General features: G+C 47.5%; 11 protein-coding genes and 1 tRNA gene. 6 read left to right on the top strand and 6 right to left on the bottom strand.

Translation table 11 applies throughout. From position 1 onward, the window contains the following. Positions 1–199 precede the first annotated feature (199 nt). The 3 genes from QUA10_RS15430 (at position 200) to QUA10_RS15420 (ending at position 9,981) form a co-directional block, all read left to right on the top strand. Positions 200–1,066, top strand: a complete 867-nt coding sequence (locus tag QUA10_RS15430) for a DUF928 domain-containing protein (RefSeq protein ID WP_333083408.1) — start codon at positions 200–202, stop codon at positions 1,064–1,066. Between the two features lie 266 nt (positions 1,067–1,332). Beyond that, positions 1,333–3,453 (top strand): ShlB/FhaC/HecB family hemolysin secretion/activation protein, encoded by a 2,121-nt coding sequence (locus QUA10_RS15425; RefSeq protein ID WP_333083409.1) that lies wholly within the window; start codon positions 1,333–1,335, stop codon positions 3,451–3,453. Positions 3,454–4,203: 750 nt separating this feature from the next. Beyond that, positions 4,204–9,981, top strand: a complete 5,778-nt coding sequence (locus tag QUA10_RS15420; RefSeq protein ID WP_333083411.1) for a CHAT domain-containing protein — start codon at positions 4,204–4,206, stop codon at positions 9,979–9,981. 113 nt (positions 9,982–10,094) lie between these two features. On the opposite strand, the gene QUA10_RS15415 is transcribed toward QUA10_RS15420, so the two are convergent. From QUA10_RS15415 to QUA10_RS15405, 3 genes are all read right to left on the bottom strand, one after another. After that, a complete protein-coding gene (locus QUA10_RS15415; protein WP_333083412.1) occupies positions 10,095–10,493 on the bottom strand; it encodes an alr0857 family protein in 399 nt (132 codons plus the stop codon). Positions 10,494–10,653: 160 nt separating this feature from the next. Then, positions 10,654–11,169, bottom strand: a complete 516-nt coding sequence (locus tag QUA10_RS15410) for an HNH endonuclease (protein WP_333056402.1) — start codon at positions 11,167–11,169, stop codon at positions 10,654–10,656. A gap of 236 nt (positions 11,170–11,405) precedes the next feature. Beyond that, entirely contained in the window at positions 11,406–11,660 is a 255-nt protein-coding gene (locus QUA10_RS15405; RefSeq protein ID WP_333086299.1) for a hypothetical protein, read from the bottom strand. A gap of 93 nt (positions 11,661–11,753) precedes the next feature. On the opposite strand from QUA10_RS15405, the gene QUA10_RS15400 reads away from it, so the two are divergent. Both QUA10_RS15400 and QUA10_RS15395 read left to right on the top strand, forming a co-directional pair. Beyond that, positions 11,754–12,089, top strand: a complete 336-nt coding sequence (locus tag QUA10_RS15400) for a hypothetical protein (protein ID WP_333083413.1) — start codon at positions 11,754–11,756, stop codon at positions 12,087–12,089. 432 nt (positions 12,090–12,521) lie between these two features. Beyond that, positions 12,522–13,853, top strand: a complete 1,332-nt coding sequence (locus QUA10_RS15395; protein ID WP_333083430.1) for a D-alanyl-D-alanine carboxypeptidase — start codon at positions 12,522–12,524, stop codon at positions 13,851–13,853. Positions 13,854–14,108: 255 nt separating this feature from the next. On the opposite strand, the gene QUA10_RS15390 is transcribed toward QUA10_RS15395, so the two are convergent. Continuing rightward, a complete protein-coding gene (locus tag QUA10_RS15390) occupies positions 14,109–15,215 on the bottom strand; it encodes an N-acetylmuramoyl-L-alanine amidase-like domain-containing protein (RefSeq protein ID WP_333083414.1) in 1,107 nt (368 codons plus the stop codon). A 179-nt stretch (positions 15,216–15,394) separates the two neighbouring features. Here QUA10_RS15390 and QUA10_RS15385 point away from each other — a divergent pair, with 179 nt between their 5' ends. Beyond that, positions 15,395–16,672 carry a serine hydrolase gene (locus QUA10_RS15385; protein WP_333083415.1) on the top strand — a complete coding sequence of 426 codons (1,278 nt, stop codon included), beginning with the start codon at positions 15,395–15,397 and terminating at the stop codon, positions 16,670–16,672. A 573-nt stretch (positions 16,673–17,245) separates the two neighbouring features. On the opposite strand, the gene QUA10_RS15380 is transcribed toward QUA10_RS15385, so the two are convergent. Both QUA10_RS15380 and QUA10_RS15375 read right to left on the bottom strand, forming a co-directional pair. Then, positions 17,246–17,317 (bottom strand) — tRNA-Gln (locus QUA10_RS15380). A gap of 101 nt (positions 17,318–17,418) precedes the next feature. Beyond that, positions 17,419–20,229 (bottom strand): GAF domain-containing protein, encoded by a 2,811-nt coding sequence (locus QUA10_RS15375; RefSeq protein WP_333083417.1) that lies wholly within the window; start codon positions 20,227–20,229, stop codon positions 17,419–17,421. Between the last annotated feature and the right edge of the window lie 698 nt (positions 20,230–20,927).

The raw sequence follows: 20,927 nt of genomic DNA, 5'->3' as shown, positions 1-20,927 counted from the left end.
AGTGAATGGAAGTAAGTATAACTACTAAGCTACCACTGACAAACGCGACAGAGAATTCTATGTTGAGCAGATCGACCCAAATAATCGTATCTGCCTGAAGATATAAATTAAGTACAACAGATTACGATATCCGTCAAAACCTTGGATAGAATAAAACCGTGCGATAAAGTTCCTAGGTTCATCAGAAGGCAGGTTCGTCATGGCTTTGAAGTCTGCTCTAAATATCGGTGCTCTTTCCTTAATTCTGTCTTTAGAGGCAGTTGCCGCCGGTAGTTTTTTAATACCAGCAGAGGCTCTCAAAAGCCCCGCAAACCTTGTCCAGCGCGCCTCACCACCGCAGCTACCCCTCAACTGGCAAACAGTTCAACCCCCTGAACCCAGCGGAAGCAGACCGAACAGCCAGCAATTGGGAGCGGCGTGGAATAGCTTTCAACCGCCGGAGGACGGAGTACCCGGAAGGCGGGAAGGGGGAGGAACCCGCGGCTTAGAATGCCCCACGGCCACAACTGCCTTAACCGCCTTGATTCCCCAATCAACTATGGGGCAAACCATATCAGCAAAGCCAACATTTTTCTACTACCTTCCCGTAGCCCTCGACAAAACAGTTCAGTTTGAGTTAGCAGACCAAAGGGACAAAACACTATACAAAAAAAGTTTTCGCATGGTAACTAGCCGTGCAGGTATCGTTAGCGTCAGCCTCGGCTCCGACGACAACTCGCCAGCCCTGGAAGTTGGCAAAAACTATCAATGGTACTTTACTATCAAATGCAACCCCAAAAATACACAAGATGATGTTCTCGTTTCCGGGTGGATCAACCGCACTGCTGTCGCTTCAAGCGTGAAAACAGAGTTGGATCGATCGTCCGATCTCACCAAGCTCAGCATCTTCGCCCAACAAAATCTCTGGTACGAGTACCTGGCAACTCTAGCTAAATTGCGTCTCCAGTCTCCCAGCGATTCCAGTTTAGCGATCAAGTGGTCAGCAGTTTTGAACTCAGTCGAACTCGGCAAAATAGCCCAAGAACCCTTAGTCGCCAGTGAAATAACACCGATCACAAGAAAATAATTCAATACCAGTTTCACGCAAAGAATGTAACGGTAGGCCCGTGCTCCAAACCCTGATAGCCATAAGTCATTGCCAATTCTCAAATCTAAAATCTAAAACCTAAAAGGGTATTTGGCAGCGCCACAGATGATTTTTGCCTGTTGCGGGTTGTTTGGTCGATCGTCCTAAATAAATTAAAATTTGTGTACTGATTAGCAGTTCGGACTTCTGGCATCTTGAAAGGCGGACGGTGGAAATTTTGATGGTCAAATTTCGCCTAATACTAAATGATAAACTGGCATAGTGAAGCAGCCGACAAACTTATTTTAGAGAAATTATTAATTATGCGCCCGAATGCAAATATTGCACTATTTCGGTTGGGGATTTCACTTCTAACTGCACTGCCGATGGCTTGCTTTTATGCCAATAAAGCTATATCCCAAACAAACGATATTTCTCTGTTGCCTGTCGCCGCTGACAACTCAGCAGATACGGGCAATCAAGTATTAGCACTGCAAAAACTCGAAATCAAGCAGGATGAAACAGCAACAAACTTAAATCAGCTTCCCGATGCGATCGAGACCAACCCTGAACCAGAAACACAATCGAACCCCGCCGAGAACAGCCCAGAAGCCTGTTCCACAATCGATGAAACTGCTTGTGGTGCGGGCATCTTGCCCGAACAAACAAATCTCGTTGACAACGATCCCCAATGTCAGAACCAGCTACATTGCAATCATATTTTAGCCCAGAACCAACCCTCGCTGCCTCCAAACCTGCCACCGCCGCCGACGGAACCAGATCCAAATCGCGATCGATTTCTGCAACCAGCCCCCCAGCCTTCCCCAGAACCTCCCCAAGTACCACCCACAGTAGCGCCGCCGTCCCCGTCGCCAGTTCCCCCAACCCTCCCGAATACACCAATTGAGGTGCAAAAAATTCAAGTAGTTGGCAGCACAATTTTAAGCCAAGATGAAATTAATGCCTTAGTCAACCCCTTAGAAGGCCGTTCTACCACCCTAGAACAGCTCAAACAAATCGCCGACAAAATTACCGAAATTTACCTCAATCGTGGCTACATCACTTCGAGAGCAGTCTTGCCGCCCCAAACTATCACCGCAGGGGTAGTCCAAATTCAAGTTATCGAAGGCAAGCTAGCCCGAATTGAGGTAGAAGGAACTAAAAGATTGAATCCGAGTTACATCCGCAGCCGGATTCGTCTCGGTGCGGGAATGCCTTTAAGCACAGCTTCATTAGAAGACCAACTCCGGCTGCTGCGAGTCGATCCTTTATTTGACAATGTAGAAGCCAGTCTGCGGGCTGGGGATAATGAAGGCGAGAGCATTCTGATAGTCCGAATCTCGGAAGCTAATCCATTTCAACCTACTTTCAGCATTGACAATTACTCGCCTCCCAGTGTCGGTTCAGAAAGATTGGGAGTTAGTTTGCGGCACCGAAATATAACAGGAAATGGCGACGAACTTGCAGGGGCTTATTATCGATCGCTCGGCGATTCAGACGTGTTTGATTTCAGCTATCGCGTGCCCCTAAATGCGATGAACGGCACTTTGCAATTGAGGGCGGCCCCGAACCGCAACAGTATTGTGCAAGAACCTTTTGATACTTTTGACATTTCGGGAAAATCGCATTTATTTGAAGTTAGTTACCGCCAGCCACTGCGGAGAACGCCGATCGAAGAATTTGCCTTATCTGCCGGTTTTACTTATCAGACAGGCAGAACTTTTGTCGCCGGCGAACCGACTCCTTTTGGCATCGGCCCGGACTCCAATGGTGTCACCACTACGAGTGCAATTAAGCTGGGACAGGACTACATTCGGCGGGACCCGCAGGGCGCTTGGGCCTTGCGATCGCAATTTACGATCGGCACTAGCTTGTTTGATGCTACTCAAAACGAAGGTTCAGATCCCGACGGACAATTTTTGAGTTGGCTGGGTCAAGTGCAGCGAGTACAGCGATTGAATGACAAACATTTATTAATTTTGCAGGCCGACTTACAGTTATCAGCTAATAGTTTGTTGCCTTCCCAGCAATTTGTAATTGGCGGCGGGCAATCTTTGCGTGGCTACCGCCAAAATGTCCGTTCTGGGGATAACGGCTTCAGAGTTTCCATCGAAGATCGGATTACTTTGCAGCGCGATGCTTCGGGAAATCCCAAACTTCAATTGGCTCCTTTTTTGGATGCGGGTACGGTGTGGAACGTTGCGAACAATCCTAATACATTAACTAATCAGACATTTTTAGCAGGTGTGGGTTTGGGGGTAATCTGGGAACCGATACAGCGGGTGAACTTGCGAGTAGATTACGCTTTTCCTTTGGTGAGGATTAGCGATAAAGGCGACAATCTGCAAGATAACGGTCTTTATTTCAACATAATTTATACACCCTAATACCAATTTAATGTGAAGTTGCACATATCTCGATCCCCCTCGCATCCCCCTGATTGTTGGGGGACTTTGAGAAGAATCTTGTCCCCGCCTTAGTAGGGGCGGTGCCCCCGTGCCCGCCCGCTCGCTAGGGGCGATCGGATTCTATGCAACCTCATAAAAAATTGGTATAAAGGGACTTACTGATATCTGGCAGCATTGTCAGCAACAGGCTGTCCGGCCTGTTCCACAGAATATAAATTTTATTGTGGAACAGGCCGGACAGCCTGTTCCTAAAAAGCTAATTGATAATGCTGCAACCTATGAGGACTTAGGCACTCGCGGTGTCCTGACTGGGGGTAATATTAATTCCCACGCTACCGGAGTTGGTATTACACCCAGGTAGCTGTCCCTTGAGAAAAATCAGCTCGCTTTACACACCACAGTCAACCAGTGAAAAGATAATAACATCGACGAGCAAACGCCCCGCCGCCGATTCAAGTTACTGCCCTTAACGTCTTTTCCTCATCCTTGACGCAGCCAATGACAGACAAAGATTATGAAAAATGATAGAGTTTGTCCTTAACATAAATAATTTTTTCTGACAACTAACCCCCAGCCCATCTTAATTTTGATGACCTCGGTAAAAAAAAGAGCCAACGCTAAGCAGATTTGCCTATCCAAAAAACTATAGCTTTTGGCTTTTAGGGATTCGCTAGAGACAGGTTTAGTTGACCCCCCTCTCCCAATTCTTAACTCTCCCAAAAAACAATTATGCTGCCAGACAAATACCGAAAAGTGCATCGCTGTCTCCCTCTGGTGATGGGAGTTGTATTCGCTACTACCTACAGCATCCCCATCAGCGGCCAACCCAGGATTCCCACACCATCCCAGTCACCGACAACAGAAAAACCAAGCGCATCGGGAACGCAGCAACCCGTGCAAGCATTTGGCGGGCAAATCGCCATGTTTGTGGGGCATGGGGAGATGGTCGGAAGTGCAGTATTTAGCCCTGATGGTCGCCAAATCCTCACTGCTAGTCGAGATCAAACCGCCCGCTTGTGGGATATCAAAGGTAATGTCCTGACTGTGTTCCGGGGGCATGAGGATGGTATCAGCAGTGCCGTCTTTAGTCCCGATGGCAGACAAATTCTGATCGCCAGTGGGGATAAAACCGTCCGGCTGTGGGATGTCAAAGGCAATCTTCTAGTAGAGTTCCAGGCGAATGAGACGGGGGTCAACAATGCAATATTTAGCCCCGATGGTCGCCAAATCCTCACCACCAGTAGGGATAAAACCCTCCGGCTGTGGGATATCAAAGGCAATCTCAAAGCAGAGTTCCAGGGGGACAATCCAGTATTTAGGCCCGATGGCAGCCAAATCCTCACCGTCGGTTCGAGTAGAACCGCCCGCTTGTGGTATATCAAAGGCAATCTTCTCAAAGAATTCCAGGGGCATACAGCTACTGTCCTCAGTGGAGTATTTAGTCCCGATGGCCGGCAGATCCTCACCGCCAGCGAGGATCACACTGCCCGCCTGTGGGATACCAACGGTAATCTCCTAACCGAGTTCCAGGGGCATGAAGATCTTGTCGAAAGTGCAATATTTAGCCCCGATGGCAGGCAAATCCTCACCAGCGGTATGGATAAAACCGCGCGCCTGTGGGATATCAAAGGCAATCTCCTGACTGTGTTTGGGCAGCATGATTTCCGCACGAGTTCTGTCAGGAGGACAACAGGATTTAGCCCCGATGGCAAGCAAATCCTCACCAGCGGTATGGATAAAACCGCCCGCCTGTGGGATACCAAAGGCAATCTACTAACCGAGTTGCGGGGACATGAGGAGGTAGTACGGGCAGTATTTAGTCCCGATGGCAGGCAAATCCTCACCAGCGGTTGGGATAAAATCGCCCGCCTGTGGGACGTGTCAGCCGCCATTACTGCCCAATCCGAGCAAATAGCTGCCAGGGAAACCTTTCAGGAAGGCGTGTCCAAAAATAACGCTCAAGTGGCAATATTCCGAGGACACAATAGTTTTGTCACCAGTGCCGTATTTAGTCCCGATGGCAAGCAAATCCTCACCGCTAGTCTAGATGAAGCTGCACGGTTGTGGGATCTCAAAGGCAATCTCCTAACCGAGTTCCGGGGGCATGAGGAAGGGGTCTATAGAGCAATATTTAGCCCCGATGCTCGCCAAATCCTCACCACCAATGGTAAGAACATCCGTTTGTGGGACACGAAAGGCAATCTCCTCTCTGTATTGCAAGGGCACAGTTCCATCAATGCAGTATTTAGCCCTGATGGTAGCAAAATCATCCCCAGCGATTGCCAGTGCTACCCGGTCAGCCTTTGGGATAGCAAAGGCAACCTCCTCGTTCAGTTCTCGGTGCTTCAGAAAATGCCAGTGGGGGTTTTGGAGTTGATAGTCCATAGTGCAGTATTCAGTCCTGATGGCAGCCAAATCCTTACAATCAGTGGGTCTAAAACGGCCAGCTTATGGGATACCAAAGGCAATCTCCTGGCCGAGTTCCCACTCGGGCTTGAGGGGAGCGTCAGAAGTGCAGTATTTAGCCCGGATGGTCGCCAAATCCTCACCGCTAGTCGAGATGAAACCGCCAGCCTGTGGGATATCAAAGGCAATCTCCTAGTCGTGTTCCGGGGGCATAAGGAGCGGATCGAAACAGCCATATTTAGCCCCGACGGTCGCCAAATCCTCACCACCACTTTGGATGACACTGCTCGCCTGTGGGATATCAAAGGCAATCTATTGGCAGAGTTTCGGGGGCATGAGAAAGGAGTCACCAGTGCCGTATTTAGTCCCGATGGGAGTCAAATCCTCACCGCTAGCTATGATGGAACTGCGCGAGTTTGGGATACCAAAGGCAATCTCCTGGCTGTGTTCCGAGGGCATGACATAGAAAGAGGTGTCGGAAGTGCCGTATTTAGCCCCGATGGTAGTCAAATTCTCACCGCCAGTGGAGATGGCACCGCCCGTCTGTGGGATGTATCAGTAGCAATTGCTGCCCAAGCCCAGCAAATGGCAGCGCTGCAAACTTTTCGGGAAAGCGTATCTAAAAATAACGCTCAACTGGCAGAGTTACGGGACGATAAGTATGGATTCGAGCGTGCAGTCTTTAGCCCGGATGGTCGCCAAATTCTCACCCTTAGTTGGGATGAAACCATCCGCTTGTGGGATACCAAAGGCACTCTTCTAACCAAGTTTCAAGTCCCTAAGAAAAAGGTCAGAAAACCAGTATTTAGCCCGGATGGTCGCCATATCCTGACAAGTGGTGATAAAACCGCCCACTTGTGGGATACCAAAGGTAATATCCTCACCGAGCTCCAGGGACACCAGCAGGATGTTGAAAGTGCAGTATTTAGCCCGGACGGTCGTCAAATCCTCACCGCTAGTAGTGATAACACCGCCCGCCTGTGGGATACCAAAGGTAATGTATTGGCTATATTCCAAGGACATGAGAATGATGTCAGAACTGCCGTATTTAGTCCCGATGGCAGCCAAATCCTCACTAGCAGCTATGATAAAACCGCGCGCCTGTGGGATACCAAAGGCAATCTCCTGGCGCTGTTCCGGGGGAAGGAGGGATTGGAGGGATTGATCAAGAGTGCCAAATTTAGTCCCAATGGTCTCCAAATTCTGACTGAGAGTTCTTATCTTTATGGAACTCCTCGCCTGTGGGATACTAAAGGCAATCTCCTAGTCGAGTTCCCGCGCAGGAAGGATAAAGTACCCTGGTCGATTACGGACTACACGGCAGTATTTAGCCCCGATGGTAGTCAAATCCTCACTGCCGGTGGGGATGGAACCGTTCGCCTGTGGGATACCAAAGGTAATCTCAAAGCAGAATTCCATGAGCCTAATTTGAGAGTCAAAAGTGCCGTATTTAGTCCCGAGGGCCGGCAAATCATTACTTCGGGTTTTGATAAAACCGTCCGTCTGTGGGATACCAAAGGTAATCTTCTAGCCATATTCCGGGGACATGAGGAAGAGGTCAACAGTGCAGTATTTAGCCCCGATGGTCGCCAAATCCTCACTGCTAGTAGTGATAGAACTGCTCGCCTGTGGGACTTATCACTTGGAATAAAAGTTTCTGCTGCTGAATTAGCATTTATCAAAGGAAATCAACTTTCTAGTCAAAGCACAGTCGAATCTAAACAACTTGCACTGGCAAAATTAGAAGAAGCCCTCGCACTCTATCGTGCAGATAGAAACTACGCCCAAGCCACACGTACTCTCCTTTCAATGGGTAAAATTTACGCCAATTTCGGACAATTTCAATCTGCCCTAGACTCCTACAATCAAGCATTACCCTTATCAAAACAAGCCGGTGCCAAAGCCGAAGAAGCCGCTATTATCAACAGTTTTGGTCAACTCTACACCGATTTAGCTGACCCGACAAGCGCCCTGGATTACTATAACCAAGCTTTGCCCCTGTTTTATCAATTAAATGACCAAGCGACAGTCGCCAACACCCTCAACAACATTGGTGATATTCACGCTGCTACAGGAAACTGGAAAAATGCCCTAGACTCCTACAACAAAGCCCTGGTAATCTCCCGACCCGCAGGTAATTTAGCAGCAGAAGCTACTGCCTTAGCTGGCATTGGTAGCACCTACATCGCTTCAAAAGAATGGTCAACGGCCCTGAATGCCTACAACCAAGCCCTTAGCATCTCCCGACACTTAAACGACAAAGTAAAAGAAACCACAGTCCTCAACCAAATGGGAAAAATACAAGCTGCTTTAGGTCAGAATTCTATCGCCATTGAAAACTATAACCAAGCTTTATCTCTATCCCAACAACTCGGTTACAAAACAGAAGAAGCGCACATCATCTACAATCTTGCCATCTTAAACCGCCAACAAAATAACCTCACAGTTGCCCAAACCGAAATTGAAACCGCAATTAATATTATTGAAAACCTCCGCACTCAAATCGGTAGCCAAGAACTGCGCCAGTCTTACTTTGCCCGCAACCAAGATTATTACCAGTTTTACATCGATTTGTTGATGCAACTGCACCAGAAAAATCCCGATCGAGGTTACGACGCACAAGCCTTTCATGCTAGCGAACGTGCCCGTGCCCGCAGTCTGCTTGAACTCCTCAGCGAAGCCAGCGCAAATATTCGCCAAGGTGTTGACCCGCAACTGCTAGCACAAGAACAAAATTTGCAACAACAACTTAGTGATTTTCAGACTCGCAAATACCAAATTGTCATCGCTCAATCTACGCAAGAAGCTCGGGAGGAAATTCAACAAAAAATCGACACAGTTCTCAAGGAACTCGCTCAAATAGAAGCTAAAATTCGCGCCAGTAGTCCTCGTTACGCTGCTCTCAAATATCCCGAACCTCTCAACTTGCAACAAATTCAACAACAGGTAATCGATGACAAAACGCTACTTTTAGAATATTCTTTGGGTGAGGAGCGCAGTTATTTGTGGGCGGTGACGAAAACTTCTTTCACCAGTTACGAACTTCCTTCTCGCACCGAGATTGAAGCTACGGCTAAGAATTTCCGCGATACTTTAACCAAAGAGACCACGAGAACCTCTCCTCAAATGGTTGCCGAATCTGCTGCACTTATAAGCCAAATGATCCTCGCTCCAGTTGCTTCTGAGTTGGGCAACAAGCGCTTGCTAATTGTTGCGGATGGAGCCTTGCAATACATCCCTTTTGGCGCCCTTACTCTGGAAAAATCTGAAGCGCCGCTAATAGTTAAGCATGAAATTGTTAATCTGCCTTCTGCCTCAACTTTAGCTATTCTGCGGCGGGATATGGCGACTCGTCAACCGGCTCCAAAGACGATCGCCTTGTTTGCAGATCCAGTTTTTAGCACTGACGATGAACGGCTCAAAGGCACAAGTACATCGCCTGCAACCAAGAATCAAACTGTTGAAAATCTGCCAGTGGAAGCGCAACAATTACAGAGATCGGCCTCTGAGGCTAACATTTATTGGACTCGCCTACCTTTCACGCGAACAGAAGCTCAGCAAATCTTGGCTTTGGTTCCTGATGATTTGGAAAAACAAGCGCTTGACTTTACGGCTAATCGTACCACAACAACTGATCCTGATTTATCTCAATATCGCATTGTTCATTTCGCTACGCACGGATTTGCTAATAGCAAACATCCCGAATTATCGGGATTGGTGCTTTCTTTGGTTGATGAGAAAGGTACGTTACAAAATGGCTACTTGCGACTGAATGATATTTTTAATCTCAATTTACCGGCTGAGTTGGTGGTGCTGAGTGCGTGTCAGACGGGTTTGGGAAAAGACATTAAAGGAGAAGGGTTGGTGGGTTTGACGAGAGGGTTTATGTATGCGGGGGCGCCGCGTGTGGTGGTTTCTCTGTGGAGTGTTGACGATCCAGTAACTTCTGAGCTGATGACACGATTTTACAAAAAAATGCTCCAAGATAAATTGCCGCCTGCTGCGGCACTGCGATCGGCGCAAATCGAAGTGCTACAGCTTCCAAAATGGCAATCTCCTTATTATTGGGCTGCTTTTGGGCTGCAAGGAGAATGGAATTGAGTGCGCCACTGACATCGCCAGAAGGGGAAAAAGTGGGGGAGTGCGATATGAAGAAAATATTTCCTTCTTGCTTCTTCCCTCTTGCTTGTTCTCTCTTCCTTCCACATCCGATATTAATCGCCGACTTCCCCGACAACCTCCGCAGCAGCCTGAGTTTCGAGCCAGAGATTGAGCAGCAAGAGCTCCGCCCGATCGCCCAACACAGTCGCAAACACGCCGTCAGCCTCCTCAGACGCCTCAGAAATCCACGTACCGCGCAGTGTCACTTCTACAAAGTCAGCATCAGCAACACAAAGCTCGATCGCATCGTTGTCGTTTCGGCGGGCCTCAGATTCCAACAGAGACAGCGCCGGCAAATTCGCGGGCAGCAAAAATGCCGCAGTGCTCGGTTCGACGCTGATGCTTTGGCCAACTCGCATAGCCAGCACAACTCGCAGCGCCACTAACTGTTCGGGAGATTGAGCCAAACGCTCTAGGTTAAAGCCCGTTTCAGTGTAAGTCAACTTCAGCATATTGACAGCCCTAAATTTGGAATTGAAAGTTTAAAATTGGTAATTGAAAATTGGCGATCGGGAATTTGGAATTGCGATTTAGGGCAGATTTTAGATGAGAATTACGCCTCAATTTAAAATCTAAAATCTAAAATCTAAAATCTAAAATTCTTCCCATTCCCTATTCCCCTATTTGATATTCGTGCCAAAACAGTTCGGCAAAAGCAACAGTGGGGTGTATGGGGGCCTTCGGCTTAGTTCGCAGAGACATTCCAGCTTCTACGGGAGTTCGATCGCCCTTACGAGAGTTACACCGTTCGCAAGCCGTCACCACGTTGTCCCAAGTATGCGGGCCGCCCTTCGATCGAGGCATCACGTGATCCAGCGTCAAATGCCGATTGCTACCGCAGTATTGGCAAGAATGAGCGTCGCGGCGCAGAACTTCCCGGCGATTGACCGGGGGCACTTTCCACAGGCGTTCCCTGTTACCAAAAGTCAAGCGGATTTGTTCGGGTACGTGGATGCTGGTGCTGGGCGATCGTACCAGCCAGCCGTTGCCAATGCTAAAATCAAGAGGTTCAGCCTTGCCTGTTACCAACAGTACGATCGCCCGTTTGATGTTGACACGGCTCATTGGTAGGTAATTTTGAGAAAACACCACCACAGATTGCCTCAATACATCAGTTACTACGGTCACGGCTTGCTCCTCCTCATTTAGATTTTAGATTTTAGATTTTAGATTTTAGATTTTAGATTTGGGATTTGGGATTTTCGGTGCAACGCCTACATTGGCTACATCTGGTTTTTTCCCAGTTCCCCAAGCGGATCGAATTTCTCAAATATCCAATCAAATGCCCCCGCTTCTCTTACTTAGAAGCGGGGGCTAGAAAAACTGCTTTCATGCAAATTTTCATCCTGTCTTGGTACAGTCGTTTAGCTGTACCTCCCGCTTCGCGTATCTCGATGTGGCTGTGCCACTTGCAGACCGTCTCGGTCTATCTCGTTGTAATTAATTTCTGCAATTTGTCCTAATCCACTATAACCGGGTTTAATTAGGCCCAAGCCCGCCCACGAGGTCGCTGCGACAGTCGCAAAACCCGTGCTAAAGACGTGCTCTAACGACTCGGAGTGACCCGTGGGGCGATCGCACTTCAGTTGATAGGTGGAGTAGGTGGGGAGAAATTTCACTGTCGGCAGAAGGTGGTTAAGAGGCTTTCAATCTAGCTGTAAACATACTACACTGATATTACACATATGTCCACCCGTCACGGAGAAAAAATTATGCATACCCTACCTAGAACCTCAACCACCGAAATGGAAGTCACCAGCATTCGACTCGAAAGAGAACTCAAGGAGAGACTTAAAGAGCTCGCGGGCAATCAAGGCTATCAAGCTTTGATTCGAGATTTGCTCTGGAATTACGTGCAGCAGAAGTCTGGAGAGTATCGGCAGATGTTTTCTCGATCGGATATTCGAGCCAGCATTAATGCTACAGCACAGCAGGAGGAACGCTGCGCGCTTACAGGAGAGTTGATTCGACCGGGCGGGGCGATGTTATTAGGCCTGACGATGCACGGCGAAATGGTGCCACTGAGTATAGGGAGTATGGCTGGATAAACCAGTTTATCGAAAATTTGTGAGAGCGATCGGCCTGGGGTGAAGGCCCCAGGCGCTGAAGATCAGACTATTTTAGATTTTAGATTTTAGATTTCAATACTTCAAACAGTTTTTGATTACCAACCGTAGAATAAGGGTTTCCCGGCTCCAAGGCAATCGAGATACCAACGAAAAATCGAGGGTTTCAGACTACTAACTAAAAACAGTCCGGACTATTGGTATAAAATTCCGCAGTCTTTAAACAATCTCTATTTAACAAACCACGAAGACGCAAAGAACGCGAAGGAAGATGGAGAAGAAGATAGCTAATGTTAGCGGTTCGGGATTCTGGTAACGCAGATCCGGATGCTCCAAAACGCGCGTGTTAATGTTAAACTTTCCATCGGGCGTGCCGAACAGACGATCGTACATTGGATGAAAACAATTAAGGTAATGCTGAAAAACCCCTACTTGACTGCTGTAAGTTCGATCGCCCTTCTCACAATTATTGCCGGATGTGCAGCTAGTGAATCACCTCAACTTACATCTCCCTCTCCTGTAGCTGAATCTTCCCCGCCCCCAGTTAAACCAAATCAGCCTCAGCCCTTAATAGTCTCTGTTAGCAATCCCGAAACAGCCACAAATACCAAAATCCAGCAATATCTCAACGGGTTGGCTGCCCAAGGTTTTGCCAAAGAAAACCAAGGCGTATGGATGCAATCTGGCAATACTTTGCTAGCCAATCATCAAGGTACCGTTCCTATGTCGGCCGCTTCTATTACCAAAGTAGCAACATCTCTGGTAGCACTGCAAGAATTCGGGCCGGAACATGAATTTATCACCTTAATTGGTACAACTGGAAAAATTGAAAACGGCGTATTAAAAGGCGATTTAATTGTACAGGGAAACGCCGACCCGTTGTTTGTATGGGAAGAGGCGATCGCCCTTGGTAACGCCTTAAATCAAAAAGGCATCAAGCAAGTCAGTGGCAATTTGATAATTGTCGATAAGTTTTACATGAACTTTGAACTTGATCCCCTCAAATCGGGAGAATTGCTCAAACAAGGATTGAACAGTCAAATCTGGCCCAGCGAAGCCGCCGCCCAGTATCAAACACTGCCTCCAAATACGCCAAAACCCCAAATAGCAATTGAGGGTACTGTACAAGTTTTGCCAGCATCTCCCAATGACGTGCAGCCTTTAGTCAAACATTATTCTTTGCCCCTTGCTGAATTGATCAAAAAAATGAATCAGTACAGCAACAATCTCATGGCAGATATGCTAGCTGATACTGTCGGTGGCGCCAAAAAAGTCGCCCAAAAAGCAGCAGCAGCAACCGGAGTTCCTCCCGCAGAAATTCAACTCGTCAACGGTTCGGGATTGAGCGAAGAAAATCTGATTTCTCCCCGGGCTGCTTGCGCGTTATTTATAGCTTTAGAACGCTATCTTCAACCTTACAGCATGACAGTTGCTGATGTCTTAACTGTAGTTGGGAAAGATAAAGGAATACTATCAGAACGGCCGCTTCCCCAATTAGCAGTGCTCAAGTCTGGCACGTTGGATAATGTTAGCGCTTTGGGCGGAGCCCTGCCCACTGAAAAACAAGAAACAGTGTGGTTTGTGATTATGAATCGCGGGGCAAATGTCGAGACATTTCGCACTCAGCAAGAGGTTTTGTTGAAAAGCTTTTTGAATGAGTGGGGAAGTGTTCAAGTTTCGCCACCCGAATTAACGCCAAATCCTGCTAGAAGTAGTAAGGTATCTCGCAGCGAAATTGTTCAATAAGCTGTTGTGCATTTAAATTGTCTATTCAGGGTGGGTTCGCCTGCCCACCCCACAACAGAGTTTGTACAGTTCGTCAGCACAGAATACCTCTTACCAAAGTGCCAAAATCTCTGGAAATTATCTGCGTTCATCTGCGTTTATCTGCCTTGTATCTGCGGTTTCTTGATATATCAAAGATTTATGCAATAAGTCTAGAGATTTTGAATTTGCAGCTAAAATAATGCAAGCTGATGCACCCTCCCAGTACAAACCAATTTAATTAGGAGTTTTCGCCCTAGCGACTACAATCCCGATCGCACTTTCGACTCTGCTAATATATCTGTGCAAGTCGTAAGCAACCCTCACCTGCCCAGCCGGCGAAGCGTGAATTAAGCCCATATTGCCGTCAGCATTGCGGTAGACTAAACCTGTGTGGGTGACATCCAATCCTTTAACATCCGTGGCTACCGCTACAATATCCCCTGGTTTTAACTGAGAATAAACACTTTTTATCTGATTTGTGGGGATGTAATTAACAGGAGTTTTGGCTAATTCTGCTTCTTGGCTGACTATGCACTGATAAGTTGTTTCGTCTTTCACCATTTGCGGGTAACTGCTGCGGTGCTGACTCATGAAATTTAGTGTTTTATTCATGGGTACTCCGCCTAATTCAGCGGTGATATTTTCCACTGTTTGCCGTTTTTGATTGTCATTAATCCATTCGGAAAAATAATGCAATCTGCTGCAATAACCGTTAATTTTACCGTTTAAATACCGCTGTTCTTCTATGCGATTTACAAAATTTTGATAGTCGTAATCTTGTACTGCTACGCCCCTGGCGATCGCCAAAACGGTTTCTACAAATAAAACGCAATCAAATTTATTCAAAGTTATGATCAACTTTTCTTCGCCGGATTTGTCCAGCAAACCAGCGGCGTAGGGCGATCCTTGGAAATTATCGGCGATCGCCTGGACGATTTCTCCGATCGAGCGATCGTGCAAATTTTGTTGTTTTGCATACTGTACAACCTTTTCAAAACGTGCTATGTCTTGAGGCTGTGCAACGGTTTCTTTCTCGGTATTATTGGAGTCCGATCCTCTCGCCAGCACCTTCAGCAATTCGGAATAGGAAATTTTCCCTAAATTTTTGAAGTCCCACAACATACTCGGAAAACTGGAAACACTTTGCTTGTTTGTTATTTCCAGATTTTCGCTTTCTCCCGTCAAGGAAAACGCTAGATCCGCCCCCTGTGCTGCTGTTTGTCGATCGACAACATATCCCGTAGCAGATTGAGACTGAAATGCCCAAACATCAGGGATCAAAGAATTATTCACGCCCACGATCGCAAATCCCAAAACAGCCAGACTCCAAAAAATTTTCATGTTTTTCCAAGGATTTTGCTTCAACTCAGTGCTATCCTGAAAATTTTACAATTACTAGAATTCTCAATCAGCCTAGTAGACAGATAAAATTGGCAACAGCGGACTAGATGGATACACTTGTCATTTAGATGCCGCCCTATTATAAACTGATCGTGCGAGTTTGATAGCACAAAACTGTAATGCAAGTAGAACGCCGACGCCGCCCACGCCCAATTTCCCCCCGACGCCCCATCGAGCCCCTAGGCCCAATCGGGCCACGACGCCAAAGCAGCCAGCGTCCTGTTCAATCTCGTCGTCGAGTCAGGACGAAATTTTCTCGCTTAAAGTACCGTAACATCCTGTGCTTAATTGCCGGGGCGATCGCGATCGGTTGGATTGTCACAATACCGTTCAGAATTCGCCGTCCCCCAGAACCGCCAGTCATTTTGTCTAAACAGGCCGTCTCGCCTCAAGAAACACTCTCGCCTCCGACAATTGAACCATCGGACAATTTAGGCGATCGTCAAAGCGAGCCTACCTTTAGCTACAACATAAAAACACCTCCCAATCCAGTTTACTCTCAAGAATTGCAAGGGATTGTTGATGAAGCAGTGAAGATTGCAACCACCAAAGGAATGCCCGCAGAACGGCTATCAATTACCTTATTTGATGTCAGCAATTCCAAAAGTCACACCTTTGCCGGATATCAAAATCAAACTCTCCGATTTCCCGCTAGCGTTGCCAAGTTATTTTGGATGGTAGCGTTTTACTCAGCCATAGAAAAAGGCATCATTACGCAAAGAGAATCTGCCTTTAAAAACGACCTAGAGCAAATGATTCGCATCTCCAACAACGATGCTGCCAGCAGACTTTTAGACAAAATCACAGATACAAAATCCGGCGGCAGGCTCTCAGGAGAAGAGTTGCAAACATGGCTGAAAAAGCGCACTCAAATTAACACATTTTTCCAGTCCGCAGGCTACAATGATCTTCGTATAAGCACCAAAAATTATCCCATATACTATTTAAGACAAGAAGGGCCAATCGGTCGCGACTTGCAATTGCGGGGCGATGCTTCTCAGCCGATTCGCAATCAAGTAACTACCGACCAAGCGGCCAGATTAATATATGAAATCTATACTAGGCAAGCCGTTTCCAGCGTCGCCAGTCGCAAAATGGCTTACTTGCTGACTAGAGACTTAGACCCCAAGGCATGGAAAAATGACCCTAGCAATTCAATAAAAGGATTTCTTGGCGAATCTTTACCAACTAATATTTATTTTGGTTCCAAAGTAGGCTATACTTCCAAATCCCGCAGCGAAGCGGCCTTTGTCAGAACTTTAGACGATCGCGCGATTTATATCTTAGTTGTTTTTGCAGACGATCCGGCTTATGCCAAGGACGAAACAACATTTCCGGCAATTTCTCGATACGTTTTCGATCGGCTAAACGCTCGTGGCCCCAGCACTTTGCAGTGATATGGAGTAGGGCAGATTGACTGTTGACTGTTGACTGTTAGTCGAAAACCTGAAGGATGGTTGATATCAAATCCGGTTGCATCGGAATTATTCATCTCTCTGTTCTCTTCCTCTGTTTTCTCTGCGTCAACAGTGGCTTAATCATTCCACTGCAACCGGATTTGATATGAGTGTTGAATGTTGACTCGATTTTACAATTCCGGCGCGGTCAGAAGTGAGATTATGCACAAACAACTGTTTCTGCAAAAAATGGGTACTGACGGCCAAAAAAAACAATTTCTTGACCACAACTCTATGCTTTTAGGTGAGGTAAAACCCGCATAAATAAACCCGGTTTCTGATATCCTATGATACTATGTCCGGTCCATTACCCTTAATAGGGTAGGGGCGGGTTCACGAAAAATATCTGCCAATAATTGACAATCTCAAAAACCCGCCCTTTTAATCGCTCGATCAGACATGATATGAGCAAGTGCTAATTAAGTTTGTCGTAATGAAGTAGTTTTTCTCTAGTCTGCCAAGCGCTAACTCTAAACGGTGAGTTTAACAATTGACTTACTGGATACAATTTAACTGGGGCGAAAGGATTCGAACCTCTGAATGGCTGGACCAAAACCAGCTGCCTTACCACTTGGCGACGCCCCAACGTCTCAACATTTAATATAGTAACACCCAGACACGGGAATCTGTCAAGCATTTTGACAATAAAATTTAAAAAATGTTTTTGGAACCGATCGCCCGCAGGTTTATCCTTTGATCGCACGGGGGCGATCAACGGGGATTTCAATCCTGAAATCCGCTCCCTGTCCAGGTTTCGAGATACAGTTCAAGCTTCCTCCGTGTTTTTCCACCACAATCTGGTAGCTGATAGACAAGCCGAGTCCCGTACCCTTGCCCACAGGTTTAGTGGTAAAGAAAGGGTCAAACAAGTGGCATTTAGCTTTTTCGGCCAATCCGGGCCCGCTGTCTTGAATCCGAATCACCACAACTTGACCCCTCGACTTTCCTGACTCATCAGCCTCCGAGTCTGGGTTCACCACCGCCGTCGAGATTTTGATCGTCTTAGGTGGAGGCTGATTTTCCAAAGAGTCGATCGCATTCGCCAAAATATTCATAAATACTTGGTTGAGCTGTCCGGGATAACACTCTACCTTCGGCAAGTCGCCGTAGTCTTTAATTACCTCAATTCCCGGCACTAGCCCGTTTGACTTCAAGCGGCTCTGCAAAATCAGCAGCGTGCTGTCAATCCCTTCGTGAATGTCCACCGGCTTCATCTCGGCTTCGTCGTGCCGCGCGAAGTTCCGCAGAGACAGGACAATTTGGCGGATGCGTTCAGTTCCCATTTCTATTGAAGACAGAATTTTCAGCAAATCCGGCACTAGGAACTCAACATCGATTTCTTCGTTTTTGTCGAGAATTTCGGGGCAAGGCTCCGGGTAATGCTTTTGATACAAGTGCAGCAAATCCAGCAGATTTTTCATGTACTGCTTGCAATAAGTCAAGTTGCCGTAAATAAAATTAACCGGATTGTTAATTTCGTGGGCGACGCCGGCGACCATTTGACCAAGAGAGGACATTTTTTCGTTTTGGATGAGCTGAGCTTCTTTCTGCTGCAACTGCTGCAAAGTTTCCGTTAGTTGGCGGGCTTGAGTTTGGGCTGCTAAGGCTGCCGCCCGCGTTTGGGCGTAGAGTTCGGCTTGGTCGATCGCGATCGCCAGTTGATCCACCACCGCTTGCAGCAATTCCACTTCGCTCGTCGCCCAGGAACGGTGGCTGCTGTAATGGTTACAAACTACAGCACCCATTTGACCGGAGCGAGTCTTGACTGGCAGCAGCAGGTTAGAAACAATCCCGATACTGCTCAAAAAAGCTCGCGTGGGCGGTTCGATGCACAGTGCTGTTGCAGCGTCGCCGATCCGGAGCGTTTGGCGGTGGCAAATTTTCTCGGCCAGCAGGCTTACTTGTTCGATCGGGTATTCTGTGAGCCGCTCTTTCAGTTCGGGATTTGCCGCCTCGTGGGTGATGGCAAAGCTGGGCTGCCCGTCTCGCGAGATGGAGTACCACAAAAAGTAGCACTGGTCAACCTGCAACAAGCTGCGAATTTCGTTGACAGCCGTATCTAAAATTTTGTCGAGGTCGAGGGAATTCCGCATCTGGCTGGCTAGGCCGAAGAGCAAGCCTTCCCGGCGGCTCAACAATTCTTCTCGGGCTGCGTGGCGATCAATCGCCACGGCGATGGCGTTAGCCATGCAACTCAGAACTTCTAGCGCTCCCTCGCTTGCCAAAGCGCTACTGCACAGCGTCATCACTCCCACCAGTCGCTCCTCCACAATCAGCGGATAGGCAATGGTGCACAGAGACGGGTTCGACATTAGGCACACAGGAGCAGTTTGGAGTTTTCCCGCTTCTGTTCGCACCCAATCTTCTATTTCTTTTGCCCACTCTTGGCTGCTAAGTCCTGAATTGGCCTGCAATTCTAACCGCTCTGTCTGCAGGTTAAAAGTCCAGATGCTCACCCCTGTGGCGTCGAGATACTCTACCATTGCCTCGGTGCAGCGGTTGAGGATGACCGATATTTTCCCGCCTTGTCCGAGGGCTGCACCGACTTTAGCTTGCAGGGAGCCCAAGCGAGCTCGCTCTTGTAGGGACGTTGCCGTTAGTTGGCGATCGGATGTGTCGCGGGGACCGGCAACGATTTCTCGGATTTGTTGGGTATCATCCGCGCGCCCGATGCCCGCTGAACCTTCCCACACATATTGAGATTTGCCTGTTTCTCCGAGCGTCTGGAGCTTTTTTGTTCCGTATATTGTTGTCATGCTGCTCTGTGGCGTATGTACCGCAGACAAGCTCGATCGGTTCGAGCCAGGAACTAACTCCGAGATTTTCTGGCTGTCCGAAGTGATATCTTCTACCTCTGGCAAATGTTTCTGGGCTTTGACTAATTGCCAGCGCAGCTCTACCAAACTCGCAACTTGCCGACTCAAAGCTTGCAGACCTTCTATAGTTTCTTTTGTCAAGTCTCGCGACACCGAGTCCATGACGGATAGCACTCCCAGCATCTGCCCCTCTGAGGTCATGACTGGGATGCCGGCGTAAAATTTCACGAAGGGGTAGAAAACGATCAGCGAATGCTCGCCAAATCTCATATCTGTGGAAGCGTCTCGAACAATGGCGGCAGGCAGTTCTTTAAAGGAATTTATAGGGAGTTCGATCGCAAATTCGGGAGCAACTGGCGGTTGTTGTAGGGAAATTGCCCGGTCAAATTCCGAGTTTGAGTTTGAACTCTGGGCGAACTCTTCGGGAGTTGGGTCCAGGGCGCGAGCGCAAAAATTCAGGTAACGGTGAGCCAAAGTTCGATCAATACCTAATTGCGACTTCAACCAGTGGCGATTACTGTCAATCAAGCTCAAGAAAGCAATAGGAGTTCGGCTGATTTGAGCTGCCAAACCTACCAAATTGTCCAAGCAAGGGTCTGGAGTAGAGCCGAGAAGCTGATACAAGTCAATGTTATGGAGCTTGAACACTTTTTTACCAAGAGGCAAGGGTGATTTCATCATGTGTAACTGCCCGTCTAGTTGCTGGCAACCGCCCTTCTCAATACTTCCCTTGAAAAACAAGCTATGAATTCTGTGCTGGGAGACTCTGGGCGCAAGTTCAGCGCAGGTTGCTTGCGCCGAATTCAGACTAACCTCTTGACTGATCTGGAAACTTTTGAGTTATGGGAGTTAGATCACGCCAAATCTAAGACTATATAAATTATACTTCCAGTTGACTATGCTTTTGAATACCTCCGGCTCTCTAAATCTAAGAGCCTCTGTTGGGAGGAAGCAGGTTTCCAAAATATATGACGATTGCTTACCTAGAATTTTTTTATCAGTTTAATTGTATTTTAACAGACTTGTCTAATCGTGGGTAGCTGGCTTGCTGGTAGATTTAAATCAGGGGTTTGTGCCACAATACCAGTGTCCTTTACCGAGCTGTGCCTTAGCCGGGAGTTCAACTACAGTTAGGAGATTAATTACAAAAGATTGGTAAGATGTTAAACTTTGTAACAATAGTTGTTCAAACTCGACTTTTTAGGGTTTCTGGGCCCGGATGCACATTTTGCAACTGTTGTAATTGCCGATCGACCACTCTCCCAATCCCTTTTTTCGAGTTTGAGGTAAAAAAACGGGGGTAAAGTTTCAACTAACGCTCCAACGGAGTTGACAATTATTGGGTAGAGGCAACGCTCAAAAAATAACTGAACGAAGTA

It is taken from the genome of Microcoleus sp. Pol8_D6, assembly GCF_036700965.1.
Lineage (GTDB): Bacteria > Cyanobacteriota > Cyanobacteriia > Cyanobacteriales > Microcoleaceae > Microcoleus.
The sequence above is the reverse complement of the archived record's forward strand: the minus strand, read 5'-3'. Positions and strand labels throughout refer to the sequence as shown.